The organism is Novosphingobium sp. (genome assembly GCF_039595395.1).
Classification (GTDB): domain Bacteria; phylum Pseudomonadota; class Alphaproteobacteria; order Sphingomonadales; family Sphingomonadaceae; genus Novosphingobium.
In genome coordinates, this window is record NZ_JBCNLP010000001.1 from 738,058 (window position 1) to 752,790 (window position 14,733).

Below are 14,733 nucleotides of genomic sequence, written 5' to 3' on the forward strand. Positions count from 1 at the left end.
CATGAGTTTTCCATGGGCCAATGAATACAAGCCGAGCCATCCGGCGATGGTGTGGCTGGACGAAAAGCTGCCGCTGCCGCGCTTCGTCTTCAATGCGGTGGGCGCGGGCTATCCGGTGCCGCGCAATCTGAACTATATGTGGAATTTCGGCGTGCTGGCCGGCTTCTGCCTGATGCTGCAGATCGTGACGGGTGTGATCCTGGCGATGCATTATGCCGCCAACACCGATGTCGCCTTCAACTCCACCGAGCATATCATGCGCGACGTCAACTGGGGCTGGATGCTGCGTTACGCGCATGCCAATGGCGCCAGCGCCTTCTTCGTGGTGGTCTATGCCCATATCTTCCGGGGCTTCTACTTCGGCAGCTACAAGGCCCCGCGCGAGATGATCTGGCTGCTGGGCGTGGTGATCTTCCTGCTGATGATGGCCACCGCCTTCATGGGTTACGTGCTGCCCTGGGGCCAGATGAGCTTTTGGGGGGCGCAGGTGATCACCGGCCTGTTCAGCGCCATTCCGCTGGTGGGCGATGCGCTGCACACCTGGCTGCTGGGCGGGTTCGCGCCCGATCAGGCGGCGCTCAACCGCTTCTTCTCGCTGCACTTCCTGCTGCCCTTCGTCATTCTGGGCGTGGTGATCCTGCATATCTGGGCGCTGCATATCCCCGGCTCCTCGAACCCCACCGGCGTCGAGGTGAAGAGCGAGAGCGACACCGTGCCTTTCCATCCTTACTATACGGCCAAGGATGGGGTGGGGCTGCTGGTGTTCCTGTTCCTCTATTGCGCGATGCTGTTCTTCTTCCCCAACGCGCTGGGCCATCCGGACAATTACATTCCGGCCAACCCGATGCAGACGCCTGCGCATATCGTGCCCGAATGGTATTTCTGGCCCTTCTACGCGATCCTGCGCGCCTTTACCGCCGATCTGACCATCCCCTTCACCCATGTGGTGCTGGTGCCCGCCAAGCTGCTGGGTGTGCTGGCGATGTTCAGTTCGATCCTGGTGTGGTTCGCGCTGCCCTGGCTGGACACCTCGCCGGTGCGTTCGGGCCATTTCCGTCCCACCTTCCGCAAGATCTACTGGCTGCTGGTGATCGACGTGGTGATCCTGGGCTATTGCGGCGGCTCGCCCGCCGAGGAGCCCTTCGTGATGATCAGCCAGATCGCGGCGGCTTACTATTTCCTGCATTTCTTCATCATTCTGCCAGTGGTCTCGCTGATCGAAACCCCGCAGCCGCTGCCTTTCTCGATCACCGAAAGCGTGCTCGGCAAGGATGTTGAAACCACCCCGGCCCCGGCCGAATAAGCGAAGGGAGGCAAATCCATGGTCCGCCTGATTTCCGCCCTGATCGGGGCTTTCTTCACCCTCTGTTTGCTGATCGCGTTTGGCACGGGGCTTGTCAGCTATATCACGGAGCCGCCCGCCAAGACGGTGGAGGCCGCCTTCCACAAGCATCCCGGCGAACTGGCGCTGCAAAGCGATGGCGCTTTCGGCACCTTCAACCGCCAGCAGCTGCAGCGCGGCTTCCAGGTCTACAAGGAGGTCTGCTCGGCCTGCCACGCGATCAAATATGTGGCGTTCCGCGACCTGAAGGAGATCGGCTACAACGATCCCGAAGTGAAGGCGATTGCCGCTGGCTTCAAGGTGCCCGTCTACAATCCCCAGACCGGCGAACTGAAGACGCGCGACGGCGTGCCGACCGATCACTTCCCGCCCGTGGTCTATGGCGGTTCGGGCACGCCGCCTGACCTGTCGCTGATCACCAAGGCGCGTCATGGCGGGGCATCCTATGTCCATGCGCTGCTGACCGGCTATGCCGAACAGCCCGCCGAACTGCTCAAGAAGTATCCCGAGAGCAAGACGCCCGAGGGCCTCTTCTACAACCCCTATTTCGCCAATCTCAACATCGCCATGCCGCCGCCGCTGGCGAGCGAGGGCCAGGTTTCCTACAAGGATGGCACCAAGGCCACGGTTGACCAGATGGCCACCGATGTCGCGGCTTTCCTGGTGTGGACCGCCGAACCCAAGCTGGAAAAGCGCCACCAGACGGGCTGGCCGGTGCTGGGCTTCCTGCTGTTCGCCACGGTGCTGGCCTATATGGCTTACCGCAACGTCTGGGCTGACAAGAAGCACTGAGCCCGCTAAAGGCTGACGCAACAGGGGGCCCCTTGCATCGAAGGATGCAGGGGGCCTCTGGCGTGATGAAAGGACGCGGGCATGACTGCCGACGTAATCGTGAAAGCCGATCTGCTTGAGGCCGAAGACCTGAAGGCGCTGGTGCGCAGCGTGCCCGATTTCCCCAAGCCGGGCATTCTGTTCCGCGACATCACCACGCTGATCGGGCACGGCGCGGGCTTTGCCGCCAGCGTCCGCCTGCTGGCCGACCGCGCCGAGGCGGCGGAGGCGCAGGCCATCGCGGGCATGGAGGCGCGTGGCTTCATCTTCGGCGCGGCGGTGGCGGCGCGGCTGGGCGTGCCTTTCGTGCCGGTGCGCAAGCCGGGCAAGCTGCCGGTGCCGGTGATCTCGATCGACTATGCGCTGGAATATGGCACCGACCGTCTGGAGATCGACCCGGAGGCCATCAGCCAGGGCCAGCGCGTGGTAATCCTCGACGATCTGATCGCCACGGGCGGCACGGCTCTGGCCGCGACGCAACTGCTGCGCCGCGCGGGGGCTGAGGTCACGCATGCGCTGTTTGCCATCGATCTGCCCGATCTGGGTGGCGCGGAGAAGCTGCGCGCCGAGGGGATTACTGTCGATGCGCTGATGGATTTTCCGGGGCATTGATCGCCAATCCCTGTATGGATTGACGGATTGCCATTGACGAAACGGTCATCGTCGTGGCAATCGGCAGGCGCATTGCAGGGGAACCTGTAAAACAGCACCGTCAATGGCCATCTAAGTCATTGATAATGCGGGTATAGCTTAGTGGTAAAGCTCCAGCCTTCCAAGCTGGCTATGCGGGTTCGATTCCCGCTACCCGCTCCAACATTTGATCTCAGATCATCCCATAGAGCTTTGTAAGTCGCGGAAAAGAAGAGTATTTTTCGGGTTTCCAGGCTCGTAAAATCTCATTTTGTTCCGCCCCAGCGCAAGCAACAGTGGGGCTATTTTGGAGAATCGCGGGCCACTTTAGAGCTCAAGGCCCCCAGGGTAGGGGCCTTTGGCAAGAAAGGTCCGGCCTATGCCATTGACAGATATAGCAATTCGTAACGCTAAACCCCGAGAAAAGGCCTACAAGCTGCACGATATGCTGGGGCTGTTCTTGACCGTCTCCCCGTCTGGGGGGAAGCTGTGGAACATGAAGTACAAATTGGGCGGGGTGGAAAAGAAGCTGAGCTTCGGTCCCTATCCTCAGCTCAGTCTGCGAGATGCGCGGAAGCGACGGGACGAGGCCCGCGACCAGCTTATCGACGGCAAGGACCCGGCACGCGAGAAAAAGCTGGAGAAGCTGCGATCCCACCTTCTGGCGGAAAACACCTTTATCAGTATCGCCCGGGAGTACTGTCTGAAACGACGGCGTGATGGTGACCGGGCCTGGGCTCCTGCCACCGCAACGCGCTCTGAATATCTCTTGAGCCTTCTGGACAACTCGATCGGTCGGCTCGCGATTCATGAGATCGAGCCAATCGATATTTTGGCTGCTGTCCGGAAAATAGAGAAGCGCGGAAACTTGGAGAGCGCGCGCCGGACCTTGCAACTCTCCAGCGCGGTCTTTCGATATGCTGTCGCAACAGCTCGGCTAAAATCCGACCCGACGAGAGACCTGCGCGGGGCGCTCCTTACCCCAAAGGTTACGCACTACGGGGCCGTGACGGATGCGAATTTGGTAGGAGAGCTGCTGAGGGCTATCGACGGTTTTGAGGGACATGTTACGACGAAATGGGCCTTAAAATTAGCCCCGCATGTCTTTGTCCGTCCCGGCGAGCTTCGGCATGCGCGATGGGAGGAGATCAATCTGGAAGCTGCGCTTTGGACCCTCCCTGCGGAAAAGATGAAAATGCGTAAGCCGCATCATGTGCCTTTGTCTCGTCAGTCGATTTATCTGCTGGAGGAGATGCATGAGATGTCCGGGCCATATGGATATGTGTTTCCGTCGATAAGGACCAGCATCCGCCCCATGTCGGAGAACACCCTCAATGCTGCATTACGACGCTTGGGCTACTCAACTGACGAGATGACCGCGCATGGCTTTCGGGCCATGGCAAGCACACTCCTAAACGAATCCGGGAAATGGTCTGCTGATGCCATTGAGAGGGCGTTGGCCCATGGCGATAGCGATAAAGTCCGCGCCGCTTACCATCGCGGCACCCATTGGAAAGAGCGCGTAGAGATGGCTCAATGGTGGTCTGATTTACTTGATGCGTTGCGGAGTGGAGCCTCCGTGGGGCCAGGGCCAGGGTTGATTTTGAAATAGGTTTTGTCGGACCACTCTATCGACGGTCGCGGGTGAGAGTGGAGTGAGCCAGTCTGCTGAAGATACCCGCAGGGTTTATTGAGTGCGCTGCGGGTATCATCCTCCCCAAGGATCAGGGCGGTGCATGACCTCCACAATCTGCGAGATGGCTTCAGTAGGTTGTGCCAGGACATCGATGAATTCGGCGAACCCGATCTGGCTCAAGCGGATGAGCGGGAGGTCGAGCAGCGTTCTCTCTGCGGCCTGTATCGCCGCGGCTCTGATATATTCAGACCGTGAGTGGCCACTTGTTGAGCAGGCACGATCAATTAGGGCAATGTCCGCGTCAGACAGGCGGACTGAAATAGAGCGCTTTCCATTGTGTGAAGCGATTGGCATATTTTTCTCATTATTTACAATAATTTGATATGGCGTGAGGAGGCGGGTTAAGGAGGGTGGAAAGGCTGCTTGTTCGCCCCAATAGAGCGGTGCTTCCGTTGAGGGTTGGCCGGTACTAAGAGGCAAATGAAGCATAGGGGGCAAGGCGATTCGTAACATCTGTCGACAGGAGGCTACCGAGGTAATTGATATCGCGGGCTGGGCGGCGGACGAGGATTTCCCGATTTACCCGATCGGCTCCAAGCCAAAGCGATTGGTTATTTGCCCCGGTGAAGGGACTCCAGACTTTCTCCGCCCTAACCAAGGCTATCTTTTCAAGGTGGCGTCCGGTTGGCAGGCTCAGCAGCTTTGGTGCGAGGTCATTGCCTATGAACTTTCCCTTGTTGTGGGAGTTTCCGTACCACCTGCATTTGTCGCGCTCGATTCATCATCGGGAGAGCCTGGTGCATTGATTGAATTATTTTACCCCTATCCCGCAGCAATGCGGACGGTCCGATTGGCCCACGCCGCTGATTATATGCATAAGAATTTCGCTGATGGGAAAAAGGGCCGACCACATGCCCTGCGGGAAAACCTTGCAATTTGCCGCGCACTTAATGCGCCCAATCCATTGGAGTGGTGGGCGAAGGCGATTCTTTTTGATACCCTGATCGGCAACACCGACAGGCATTCCGAAAATTGGGGTTTCTTGGTTGAAGGAACGCAGGATGCTCGCCAGTTCACTTTGGCTCCCCTATATGACAACGGCACCAGCCTTGGGTACGGCACGACCGATGCCAAGTTGGCTAACCCTTGGGACGCGCGGCGGATGGCGGCTTACCTCGCCAGAGGGCACCATGATATCGGCTGGTCGAAGAATGAAGATGGTCCAACGCAGCATCTTCCGTTCTGCGTTCGCTTTTTCACAGCGCATCCGGAATTGAAGGGCACTGCGGCAACGATGCTCTCCTTCACCGATCAGCAGGTCGAAGAGATTGTTCAATGGGCGACAGAATTTTTTGTTCCCATTATGTTCACATCTGATCGTGCAAGGTTTATATTGAAACAAATTGGCGCGCGTCGAGATGCGCTCAAAGAGGCGTTGGAGCTGTGACCGAAAACTGGATTACCGAGGCAAGCGATCCCGACCATCTCATCCTGGCGTGGCAGGCTCCGGATGAGTTCAGGGATAGGACGAGATTCGCCGTGGGTATGCTTACCTGCGTCGAGGGAGTCGTGCGCCTAAGATACTTTGGCGACAGTGAAGAATTCCGTCGTTTCAACCCTGGAAAGTCCTACGCGCAAATGGTGACGTATGGCTATAGCGGCTATCCTGGGTTTGCCTCAGATAGCGTTGAGCATAGTACAGGAGTAATCGAAGCATTTATGCGCCGACTGCCCCCCCGGTCGCGTCCTGACTTTGCCGCCTATGAGCAGCATTTGCGCGTGCGCCCCGGCACTGAGTTGAGTGATTTTGCTCTGCTTGGTTTGTCCGAAGCTTATTTGCCCAGTGATGGTTTCTCGGTTGTCGATCCACTTGATCTCACTGAGGATCAAAGACAGCTGGTCGTGGAATTGGCTGGGTATCGCTATTATTCCAGCAAGGTTGAAGGCCCGTTGCCGTCGGTAGGTGACAAGGTCGAGATTGTTGCTGAAGATGATAACGCCTTCGACCCACGCGCGGTTGCTGTCACGTTTCGGGGGCAAAAAATTGGCAACATCAACCGCTTGCAAGTCGAGACCTTTCGAGAATGGGCCGCCCAGGGTCGGATTGAGGCGGCAGTCGATCGCTTGAATGGGCGAGCAGATCGCCCGCGCTTGTTCTTGTTTGTTCGAGTTGCGCCGCAAAAGCGTTGATCAGTGGCTTACGGCTCTTAGTTATGGGACGTCAGCGTTCAGCGGATTTCTGGCACAAAACCGTATCTGGCCTTGAATGCTTGGCGCATGGCATCGACTAGCTGATCCTCGTGGTGTCGCGCCACGAGGAAGCTATCATGTACTGGCAAGGCAAGTATGTTTGCCGATAGCAGGCGTGCGAGGACGGCCAGGGCTAGATCGCTATCTTCGCGTTGCAAGCGAAGCCCTTCTCCACTGCCAAACCATTTGGCCACAGGGCCCAACTGCGTTGTGAAAGCAGCGACATAGTCCGAGAAACGTATACCTTCGGGTAGTTGTGTCCTATCAAGGCCGGTAGCCGTGAGACGTAGCGGTGAAGCTGATGTCCGATTGATAAGGCGGTTGAAGGTTCTTTTGCCGAGTTCGCGCACCTCCGGCCCCACGATCCCGGGAACGGTATAGATATCCCAGTCCAGTGTTTGACCGCATCGGGCAAAGAGCAGGGTAGGATGGAGGCGCGCATAGTCACGTTCGACGACTGGTTCACCGTCGATCGTTAACGACTGGCGTTCAACTTTGGGTAGGTTGATCCACCAGCCGCCATAAAGGCGTCCCCCGCTTTGCCAGTCACCCTTAAAAATCCGGTAGAGCTGAGTTGATTCCTCGCCAGCTACCAGCCGTTCTTCGGGATCTTTATCGTTCGCAAAATATCGCGCGGAAACACGCGACCAACCGTCGGCAGGCAAAGAGATTTCTGCTCTGGATAGCCAAGCATTTTGTTCAAGCAATGTCGCGCGGCTGGCAGTAATCTCTTTGGGCTCTCCGCCAGCCTGCGAATTTGCCTGGCGCAAAATGATGATATCGCGCCGCTCATGCCACCCGATGCTCGCTCTGGTGATTCCGCAATCTGCGAAGAAAGTGCGAAGCTTGTCGGTTGCTCGTAGGCGTGTCCGCCTCGCATGTTTTACAACCCCGTCGCGAGTGTGGCGATAACCTCGTTGTCCCTCGACTAATCCCAAAGATGCAAGACCATCGCGGATGCGCTTGAGAACAACACTGCTGTAGGGAGTTCCGGTATAATCGTTGGCATTGAATGAAACCGCGACGAACCGTTCAGGGTCAATCCGATTGAACGCTGCGAGAGCCAGATTCGCGAGCAACATATCTAGGCAATTGCGCCAACGAAGTTGATCAGCTGCACGGAAAGCCCGCTGACGCCCTGCGCTAGGGGCGAGCATGCTCTCTATCTGCTCGATAGCTGCTGCCCCTTGCACGTCCCTCATCGTTCGAAGCGGATCGAGTGGCATCGAACGTTCAAGCGCTGCGCGATCATGTACCGGTGCTAATGCCATCTCTTGCACCTAGCCGAAAATCAAGCAAATGCGGAGATGAGTTTGCTGGCCTAGCGTGCGATTGCCTGCAGACGTTGAATCAGTGTTCTGCTGCAAGGTCTTATAAAGAACCATGGCACGCCCGGCGTCCGCTCACATCCCGGAACACGCTGGCCCCGCTGACGCCCAGGTGTGGGGGCGGATGTCAGATGTTGCGGTGATAGAGATCATAGACTGTCCGGGCTCCAGAACATGGGGTTTTTGCACCAGTGATCGACTGCGGACTCCCGCCAACCGCAGCAGCGGTGGGAAAGTTTGGTTTGAGCTGGGAAGCTGCCTTCCTGGATTTTGCGATAGAGGGTCGCGCGGCTCAAGCCGGTGCACCGCAGGACCTCATTGATGCGGAGAAAGCGATCACGTTCGGCTGTCATGGGCAGTCCTTTCATGAGAGGTTATGCCCGTAATGTTGTTCAGAGCGCCGGAAGCCTGAACGGTGCAAATGTGGTCAAAAGCGCCCAAATTGGTCCTCCATGCCGCTTCTCGCATTCCGATCAGCGGCACAGAGCCTCTGGAGATCACAGGTTGTCCGCGCTCCAGAACATGGGATTGTCGCACCAATTCCGGATGACGGATTCCTTCCAACCGCACCGGCGATGGGAAAGTTTGGCCTGTGCTGGGAAGCTGCCTTCCTGAATTTTTCGATAGAGGGTCGCGCGGCTCAGACTGGTGCGCATGAGCACTTCGTCAAGGCGAAGGTATCTGTCGGACTCATTGGCCATCGCAGTGTCTCCTACAGAGCCAGGCCGATGATCCGACCCGCTGTGCAGGTAGAGTTCGTAAGGTCGTCGGCAGGTGCAAGAGGTTGAGACGGTGAGGGAAACCGCCTGACCCTTCGTGACCCTCTATGTCCATATATGCCCATACAAAGGATCGGGCTTGATTGGCGCCAAACCAGTCAGGGCGTCTCCGGCTCCCCTGTTCGGGGCGCCGGATCGCGCTCTGGTTCCGCTGCGCTCCACTCGAGTCGCCTGCGGCGTCTCGCCAGCATAGCTGCTTACGATCGCTGACGCGGAAGGGGGAAGGGCCGCACCCGTGGCGCGGTGGCCGGGCGTTGCCCGTCCTGGCGGACAGCGCGCGATGCGCGCTGGCGTAGGCCTCCGGCCCCAGTCTGGCGGGTGGGCGTCGCTGCCCTGTAGGCCCGTCGCGGCGCGGCGCAACCCCGGCGGAGCCGGGGTCCTCCATTCCATTCCGGCCCAAGGGTGCGCCGCGCCTTCATCGACGGGCCTGTTGGTCCGCTCCTGCCGCCCACCCGCCAGACCGGCGCCGGTTTGCGGCGGTTTAGGCAGGAGTGAAGGATTATGGCTTTCAATCATACCTCGCGCAGACAGTCGGAACGTTCAGGCCATTCGCAGGCGGAGGCTTCCCGGCCTCGGCCTATGGAGGACCTCTATTCGCAGGTGACGGCGCGCATCGTTGCGCAGTTGGAGGAGGGGCGGCTCCCTTGGGTGCAGCCTTGGGACAGTTCTGCTGTGCTGGCAGGGCTTCCCCGCAATGCGAGCAGCGGGCGGGCCTATTCGGGGATCAATATTCTGATCCTCTGGCATGCGCTGTTCGAGGGCGAGTTTACCGCGCAGCGCTGGCTGACGTTCAAGCAGGCCGAGGCGCTGGGCGGGCATGTTCGCAAAGGCGAGCGCGGGGTGACGGTTTGCTATGCGGATCGCTTTACCCCCAAGGATGCGCGGGGCGGTGATGGCGGGGCATCGGGGGCCGGTAGCGGGGATGTCAGCGCTCCATCTGGCGGGGGTGATGAAGTCCGGCAGGTTGCTTTCCTCAAGCGCTTCACGGTTTTCAATGTTGCGCAATGTGATGATCTGCCCGGCCATCTCTATGAGGCGGAGGGCAGCGAACAGCGGGCCGATCTGGTGACCATCCCTGAGGCAGAAGCACTGATCGCGGCAAGCGGAGCCAGCATTTCCATCGGGGCGCCGCACGCCTGCTATATGCCCCGTGCTGATCGGATCGAGGTGCCGACGCAGGCCGCTTTCATCGAGCCCATCAATTACTACCGCACCGTACTGCATGAGCTTGGCCATTGGACGGGCCATGGCTCACGGCTGGACCGCGATCAGACCGGGCGTTTCGGCACCGTCTCCTATGGCCGGGAGGAACTGGTCGCAGAGATGTGCAGCGCCTTCACCTGTGCAGCTTTGGGCATCGTGCCAACCGTGAGGCATGCTGATTACATCGCGTGCTGGCTGGAGGTGCTGAAGGGCGACAATCGGGCGATCTTTCGGGCGGCCAGTCAGGCGAGCAAAGCGGCTGATTTCCTGCTGGCTTTCCGACCTATTGCCGATGCTGCGGCTGACGCGGGAGAGGTGGCATGAGCGGGGCGGGCATGGGCGATAGGCCCGATCCCGTCGTGCCTTCTGGTGGCGCGCCTTTGGATCAAGCCGTCGGTGTGGAGGGCGGCTCCGTTGAAGCGGCATCCGATGACGGAACACCGAGCCGTGAGGAATGGGATGCGATCTTCGCGGCCATGCCAAATCTGGCTCGAGACATCTTCATTGCCTGGCGTTTCCATCGGCTCTCCATGGAGGACATGTGCCGACAGACCGGCCTGTCCCGCAAGCAGGTAAGACGGCAGTTCACCAAGGCTCTCGAGCATTTGCACCACACACATTCGGGCATGGAGCAATGGCGCGAGCATGTCGCTGCGTTCCCTCTCGCCGATCCGGAAACGATCAGGGCCAGTCTGCGCATGAGCGTGCGGTCAAAGCGCGCTTATGAACAGGTCAGGGCAAGCTGCGTACCCAGGAAGCGGCCTGATAAAGGGGCCCCGCCTGATGCTGCAACAATTGCGCGAGTGAATGACGCACTGTTGCGTCTGTCGAGGCTCGAACGGGACGTGTTCCTCTCTGTCAGGGTGGATTATCTGTCCTATGCCGAGATCGGGGAGAAGATCGGCATGTCCGACGAGAAGGTGATGAAGCTGTTCGGTCGGGCATTCTACAATCTGGACCGCAACCTTCGCGATCCGCACCGGCACTGGTGGCGCCGCTGGCTGTGGTGATCGGATGCGGCCTTGCCTGGCTTTATGTCGGGCAAGGTTGCGCAAAACCGTTGAATTGCTAGGATTCACCTTATGCGCACCGATCTCGATCATCTCCCGGCCAAAAAGCAGCGCGAGCTGGCCCATATCGTGCGCGTGCTCTTCGAGGAATTCGAGGCGGCCCATGCGCGGGGCAACCAGAAATGGAACAAGCAGGGGCGCCTTTTCAAGATCGTGCTCTACGGCAGCTACGCGCGCGGGGGCTGGGTGGATGATCCGGTCGGTGGCTACAAATCCGACTATGATATTCTGATCGTGGTCAGCGAGGACAAGCTTGCCGATTTCGAGTTCTGGTCGGCAGCGGAATCGCGGCTGATGCGTGACATGACGATCTTCAACACCCTCTCGGCGCCGGTCAATCTGATCGTGCATTCCCTGAAGGATGTGAACAGGCAGCTTGAGCTGGGGCGGCCCTTCTTCATCGACATCGTGCGCGATGGCATCGCCCTCTATGACGAGGAGGGTTTCTGTTTTGCCCAGCCGCGCCATCTGCCTGAAGCAGAGGCCAAGGTTGAGGCGCAGAACCACTTTGACGAATGGTTTCCGAGCGCGGAGGCCTTCTTTCAAAATGCCATTGATAATATCGACAGGAACCGCCCTAAGGAGGCCGCCTTTCTGCTGCATCAAACCATCGAGCGTTTCTACCATTGCACGCTGTTGGTGCTGACTCTCTACAGCCCTAAATCGCACAAGCTGAACTTCTTGCGATCTCATGCCGAGGAGGTTGCGCCCGAGCTGATGCCGGTCTGGCCGCGCGATGATCGAATGAGCCGCCGCTGCTATGAGCTGTTGCGGCAGGCCTATGTGAATGCGCGCTACTCGCCGCATTATATGATCAGCGAGGAGGAACTGAACTATGCCGCCGGGCGCGTGGCTGAGTTGCAGCGTCTGGTCGAAGAAATTTGCCGGAAGCACTTGGCGGACTAAGCGACGAGTTTGCTGATTCCAAAGGAGATTGGAACCGGCTATCGAGATGGCATGACCAAGGGCGTGTTCATCCATCGATCTGATTCCATTTATGATGATAGCCCCGCTGAGCGCTACCAATTCCCATCCCAATATCTGGGCCGCGTGAGCGCATGCATTGGTGATTGGATCATCTATTACGAGCCTAGAAAAATTCGCGGTACACGGGGTTATTTCGCGGTAGCAAAGGTGGCCCAGGTTGTGCCCGACCCTTCCGCAAAAGGCATGTTCTTGGCCTTAATCGAACCAGGCTGTTGATTGCCACTGAGATGTGACCCGGGGTTTCCATTGAGAATTGACCCGGGTGGGTGTGGGTTATGTGCTGCCTCTGGCGGGCAGGTTCAAGATGCCGGCTTCTCCTTTTTGGCTTTGGGCGCAGCGGTGCTGGCGCGGAAGCGGAAGCTGTCGTTTCCAGTTTCCAGGATGTGGCAGTGATGAGTGAGCCGGTCGAGCAGCGCGGTGGTCATCTTGGCGTCGCCGAACACGCCGGACCATTCGCTGAAGCTCAGGTTGGTGGTGATCACGACACTGGTGCGCTCGTATAACTTGCTCAGCAGATGGAAGAGCATGGCCCCTCCTGATGGGCTGAAGGGCAGATAGCCCAACTCGTCGAGGATAAGCAGATCGAGGCGCAGCAGGCGTTCCGCCAGTTGGCCGGTCCGGTTGGCTGTCTTCTCCTGCTCCAGCGCGTTGACCAGATCGACCGTGGAGTAGAAGCGCACCTTCTTGCGGTGATGCTCGACAGCCTGAACGCCCAGCGCCGTGGCGATATGGCTTTTACCCGTGCCCGGGCCGCCGATCAGCACGACATTGTCGGCGTTTTCCATGAAGTCGCCCTGGTGAAGCTGGCGCACGAGTGCCTCGTTGATCTCGCTGGCAGCAAAGTCGTAGCCGGCCAGATCCTTGTAAGCCGGGAAGCGGGCGGCCTTGATCTGATAGGAGATGGACCTGACCTCCCGCTCAGCCATCTCTGCCTTGAGCAATTGGGCCAGCATCGGCACGGCAGTATCGAAGGCAGGCGCGCCCTGCTCGATCAGTTCGCCTGCGGCCTGAGCCATGCCGAACATCTTGAGGCCGCGCAGCATGACGACGACTGCGGCGCTGGCGGGGTCATGACGCATGGCGGATCTCCCTGAGCATATCATAGCGATCGACATTGGCCTTGGGCTCCTGCGTCAGGCGCAAGGCCTGAGGCGCATCAATGGGCGATGCCGGAGGTGCCTTGCCGTCAATCAGTCGGTGCAACACGTTGAGAATGTGGGTCTTGGTGGCGACACCAGCTTCCAAGGCCAGCTCGACCGCACTCAGGACCGCCTGCTCGTCGTGGTGCAGCACCAGGGACAGGATCTCCACCATTTCCCTGTCTCCGCCGGAGCGCTTGAGGAGGTGGCTCTGCAAGTGCCGGAAGGCTTCAGGCATGTCCAGGAAGGGCGCACCATTGCGCAGGGCACCGGGTTTGCGCTGGACCACCGCCAGATAATGCCGCCAGTCATAGATCGTGCGACCGGGTTTGTGGTGGGAACGGTCGATGAGCCGGACGTGCTCGCACACGATCTGGCCCTCGGCGGCGATGACCAGGCGATCGGGATAGACCCGCAGGCTGACTGGCCGGTTCGCAAAGGAAGCGGGCACGCTGTAACGGTTGCGCTCGAAGGCGATCAGGCAAGTGGGCGACACGCGCTTGGTCTGTTCGACAAAGCCATCGAAGGGCCTGCCCAGCGGCATCAGACAGGAGGCTTCCTCAGCATGCACATCAGCCACGGTGCCGGGCATAAGGCCGTGCTGGATCTCGCCCCATTGCGCGATACATCGTTCTTCCAGCCAGGCGTTCAGCGCCGCCAAATCCCCAAAGCTGGGCATCGGCTGCCACAACCGCCGCCGGGCATCCTGCACGTTCTTCTCGACCTGCCCCTTCTCCCAGCCTGACGCTGGATTGCAGAAATCAGTCTCGAACAGGTAATGGCTGGCCATGGCGGCGAACCTGGCGTTGACCTGTCGCGCCTTGCCCGTCCCGATCTTGTCGACGGCGGTCCTCATATTGTCGAAGATCCCGCGCTGGGGCACGCCGCCCAGCACCCGAAAGGCCTGCGTCAGCGCGTCAAACAGCATCTCATGGGTTTGGAGCAAGTAGGCCCGCACGATAAAGGCGCGGCTGTGGGCCAGCTTGGTATGGGCAACCTGCAGCTTGGTCACCTTGCCGTCCAGCACGGCATAATCCTCGCTCCAGTCGAACTGGAAGGCCTCGCCGGGTTGGAAAACCAACGGCACGAATGTCCCGCGCCCGCTGGTTTGCTGTTCATACTGAAGATCGCTCCGCCATCGCCGGGCAAAGGCAGCCACCCGGTTATACGAGCCTTCGTACCCCAGCTTCACAAGGTCGACATACAACTGCTTGGCGGTCCGCTTCTGCTTGCGGGATTTCTTGGATTCCACCCGCAGCCACGCCGTCAGCTTCTCGGCGAAGGGATCGAGCTTGCTGGGGCGCACCGGCACCTTGAAACTGGGCTCCACCGTATCGGAACGCAGATATTTGCGGATGGTGTTGCGCGACAGGCCGGTCCGTCGCTTGATCTCCCGAATGGGGATATCCTGCCGAAAATGCCATCGGCGGATCACACTGAGTAAGTCCATGTCGATCACTCCGAGACCCTCCGACTGACAGCCGGAGGGGAGGGAAACATGGGTCAATTCTCAGTGGAAACTTATCAGCTCCCCGGGT

At 59.2% G+C, this 14,733-nt stretch carries 16 protein-coding genes and 1 tRNA gene; 11 read left to right on the forward strand and 6 right to left on the reverse strand.

All coding sequences use genetic code 11. From position 1 onward, the window contains the following. Position 1: 1 nt before the first annotated feature. From ABDW49_RS03460 to ABDW49_RS03480, 5 genes are all read left to right on the forward strand, one after another. A complete protein-coding gene (locus tag ABDW49_RS03460) occupies positions 2 to 1,303 on the forward strand; it encodes a cytochrome b/b6 (protein ID WP_343609741.1) in 1,302 nt (433 codons plus the stop codon). Positions 1,304 to 1,321: 18 nt separating this feature from the next. After that, positions 1,322 to 2,134, forward strand: a complete 813-nt coding sequence (locus ABDW49_RS03465) for a cytochrome c1 (protein ID WP_343609743.1) — start codon at positions 1,322 to 1,324, stop codon at positions 2,132 to 2,134. An 81-nt stretch (positions 2,135 to 2,215) separates the two neighbouring features. Next, on the forward strand, positions 2,216 to 2,785 hold the full coding sequence (locus ABDW49_RS03470) for an adenine phosphoribosyltransferase (RefSeq protein ID WP_343609744.1): 570 nt from the start codon (positions 2,216 to 2,218) through the stop codon (positions 2,783 to 2,785). Between the two features lie 127 nt (positions 2,786 to 2,912). Beyond that, a tRNA-Gly gene (locus ABDW49_RS03475) sits at positions 2,913 to 2,986 on the forward strand. Between the two features lie 196 nt (positions 2,987 to 3,182). Further along, complete coding sequence (locus tag ABDW49_RS03480) at positions 3,183 to 4,415, forward strand: integrase arm-type DNA-binding domain-containing protein (RefSeq protein ID WP_343609746.1); 1,233 nt, start codon at positions 3,183 to 3,185, stop codon at positions 4,413 to 4,415. A 96-nt stretch (positions 4,416 to 4,511) separates the two neighbouring features. Here the strand turns inward: ABDW49_RS03480 and ABDW49_RS03485 are convergent, their stop codons facing one another. Then, on the reverse strand, positions 4,512 to 4,952 hold the full coding sequence (locus ABDW49_RS03485; protein ID WP_343609748.1) for a DUF1778 domain-containing protein: 441 nt from the start codon (positions 4,950 to 4,952) through the stop codon (positions 4,512 to 4,514). A gap of 94 nt (positions 4,953 to 5,046) precedes the next feature. Between ABDW49_RS03485 and ABDW49_RS03490 the strand changes: the two genes are divergently transcribed. Together ABDW49_RS03490 and ABDW49_RS03495 are read left to right on the forward strand one after the other, a co-directional pair. Then, the gene (locus ABDW49_RS03490; protein WP_343609750.1) at positions 5,047 to 5,886 is read left to right on the forward strand and encodes a HipA domain-containing protein; all 840 of its coding nucleotides are present in this window, start codon (positions 5,047 to 5,049) and stop codon (positions 5,884 to 5,886) included. After that, a complete protein-coding gene (locus ABDW49_RS03495; RefSeq protein ID WP_343609752.1) occupies positions 5,883 to 6,629 on the forward strand; it encodes a hypothetical protein in 747 nt (248 codons plus the stop codon). The genes ABDW49_RS03490 and ABDW49_RS03495 overlap by 4 nt, the downstream gene beginning before the upstream one ends. A 38-nt stretch (positions 6,630 to 6,667) precedes the next feature. Here the strand turns inward: ABDW49_RS03495 and ABDW49_RS03500 are convergent, their stop codons facing one another. The 3 genes from ABDW49_RS03500 to ABDW49_RS03510 form a co-directional block, all read right to left on the reverse strand. Next, positions 6,668 to 7,882, reverse strand: coding sequence for a hypothetical protein (locus ABDW49_RS03500; RefSeq protein ID WP_343609754.1), 1,215 nt, complete (start codon positions 7,880 to 7,882; stop codon positions 6,668 to 6,670). Positions 7,883 to 8,166: 284 nt separating this feature from the next. Next, positions 8,167 to 8,370, reverse strand: coding sequence for an AlpA family phage regulatory protein (locus ABDW49_RS03505; protein ID WP_343609755.1), 204 nt, complete (start codon positions 8,368 to 8,370; stop codon positions 8,167 to 8,169). 144 nt (positions 8,371 to 8,514) lie between these two features. Further along, positions 8,515 to 8,718 carry an AlpA family phage regulatory protein gene (locus ABDW49_RS03510; RefSeq protein ID WP_343609757.1) on the reverse strand — a complete coding sequence of 68 codons (204 nt, stop codon included), beginning with the start codon at positions 8,716 to 8,718 and terminating at the stop codon, positions 8,515 to 8,517. 657 nt (positions 8,719 to 9,375) lie between these two features. On the opposite strand from ABDW49_RS03510, the gene ABDW49_RS03515 reads away from it, so the two are divergent. The 4 genes from ABDW49_RS03515 (at position 9,376) to ABDW49_RS03530 (ending at position 12,272) form a co-directional block, all read left to right on the forward strand. Next, complete coding sequence (locus ABDW49_RS03515; protein ID WP_343609759.1) at positions 9,376 to 10,323, forward strand: zincin-like metallopeptidase domain-containing protein; 948 nt, start codon at positions 9,376 to 9,378, stop codon at positions 10,321 to 10,323. Continuing rightward, positions 10,320 to 11,009, forward strand: a complete 690-nt coding sequence (locus tag ABDW49_RS03520; RefSeq protein ID WP_343609761.1) for a sigma factor-like helix-turn-helix DNA-binding protein — start codon at positions 10,320 to 10,322, stop codon at positions 11,007 to 11,009. The genes ABDW49_RS03515 and ABDW49_RS03520 overlap by 4 nt, the downstream gene beginning before the upstream one ends. Positions 11,010 to 11,081: 72 nt before the next feature. Next, complete coding sequence (locus ABDW49_RS03525; RefSeq protein ID WP_343609763.1) at positions 11,082 to 11,975, forward strand: HEPN domain-containing protein; 894 nt, start codon at positions 11,082 to 11,084, stop codon at positions 11,973 to 11,975. A gap of 51 nt (positions 11,976 to 12,026) precedes the next feature. Next, complete coding sequence (locus ABDW49_RS03530) at positions 12,027 to 12,272, forward strand: hypothetical protein (RefSeq protein ID WP_343609765.1); 246 nt, start codon at positions 12,027 to 12,029, stop codon at positions 12,270 to 12,272. 83 nt (positions 12,273 to 12,355) lie between these two features. On the opposite strand, the gene istB is transcribed toward ABDW49_RS03530, so the two are convergent. Together istB and istA are read right to left on the reverse strand one after the other, a co-directional pair. Beyond that, entirely contained in the window at positions 12,356 to 13,135 is a 780-nt protein-coding gene (istB, locus tag ABDW49_RS03535) for an IS21-like element helper ATPase IstB (RefSeq protein ID WP_343608772.1), read from the reverse strand. After that, positions 13,125 to 14,645, reverse strand: coding sequence for an IS21 family transposase (gene istA / locus ABDW49_RS03540; RefSeq protein WP_343608774.1), 1,521 nt, complete (start codon positions 14,643 to 14,645; stop codon positions 13,125 to 13,127). The genes istB and istA overlap by 11 nt, the downstream gene beginning before the upstream one ends. Positions 14,646 to 14,733 lie beyond the last annotated feature (88 nt).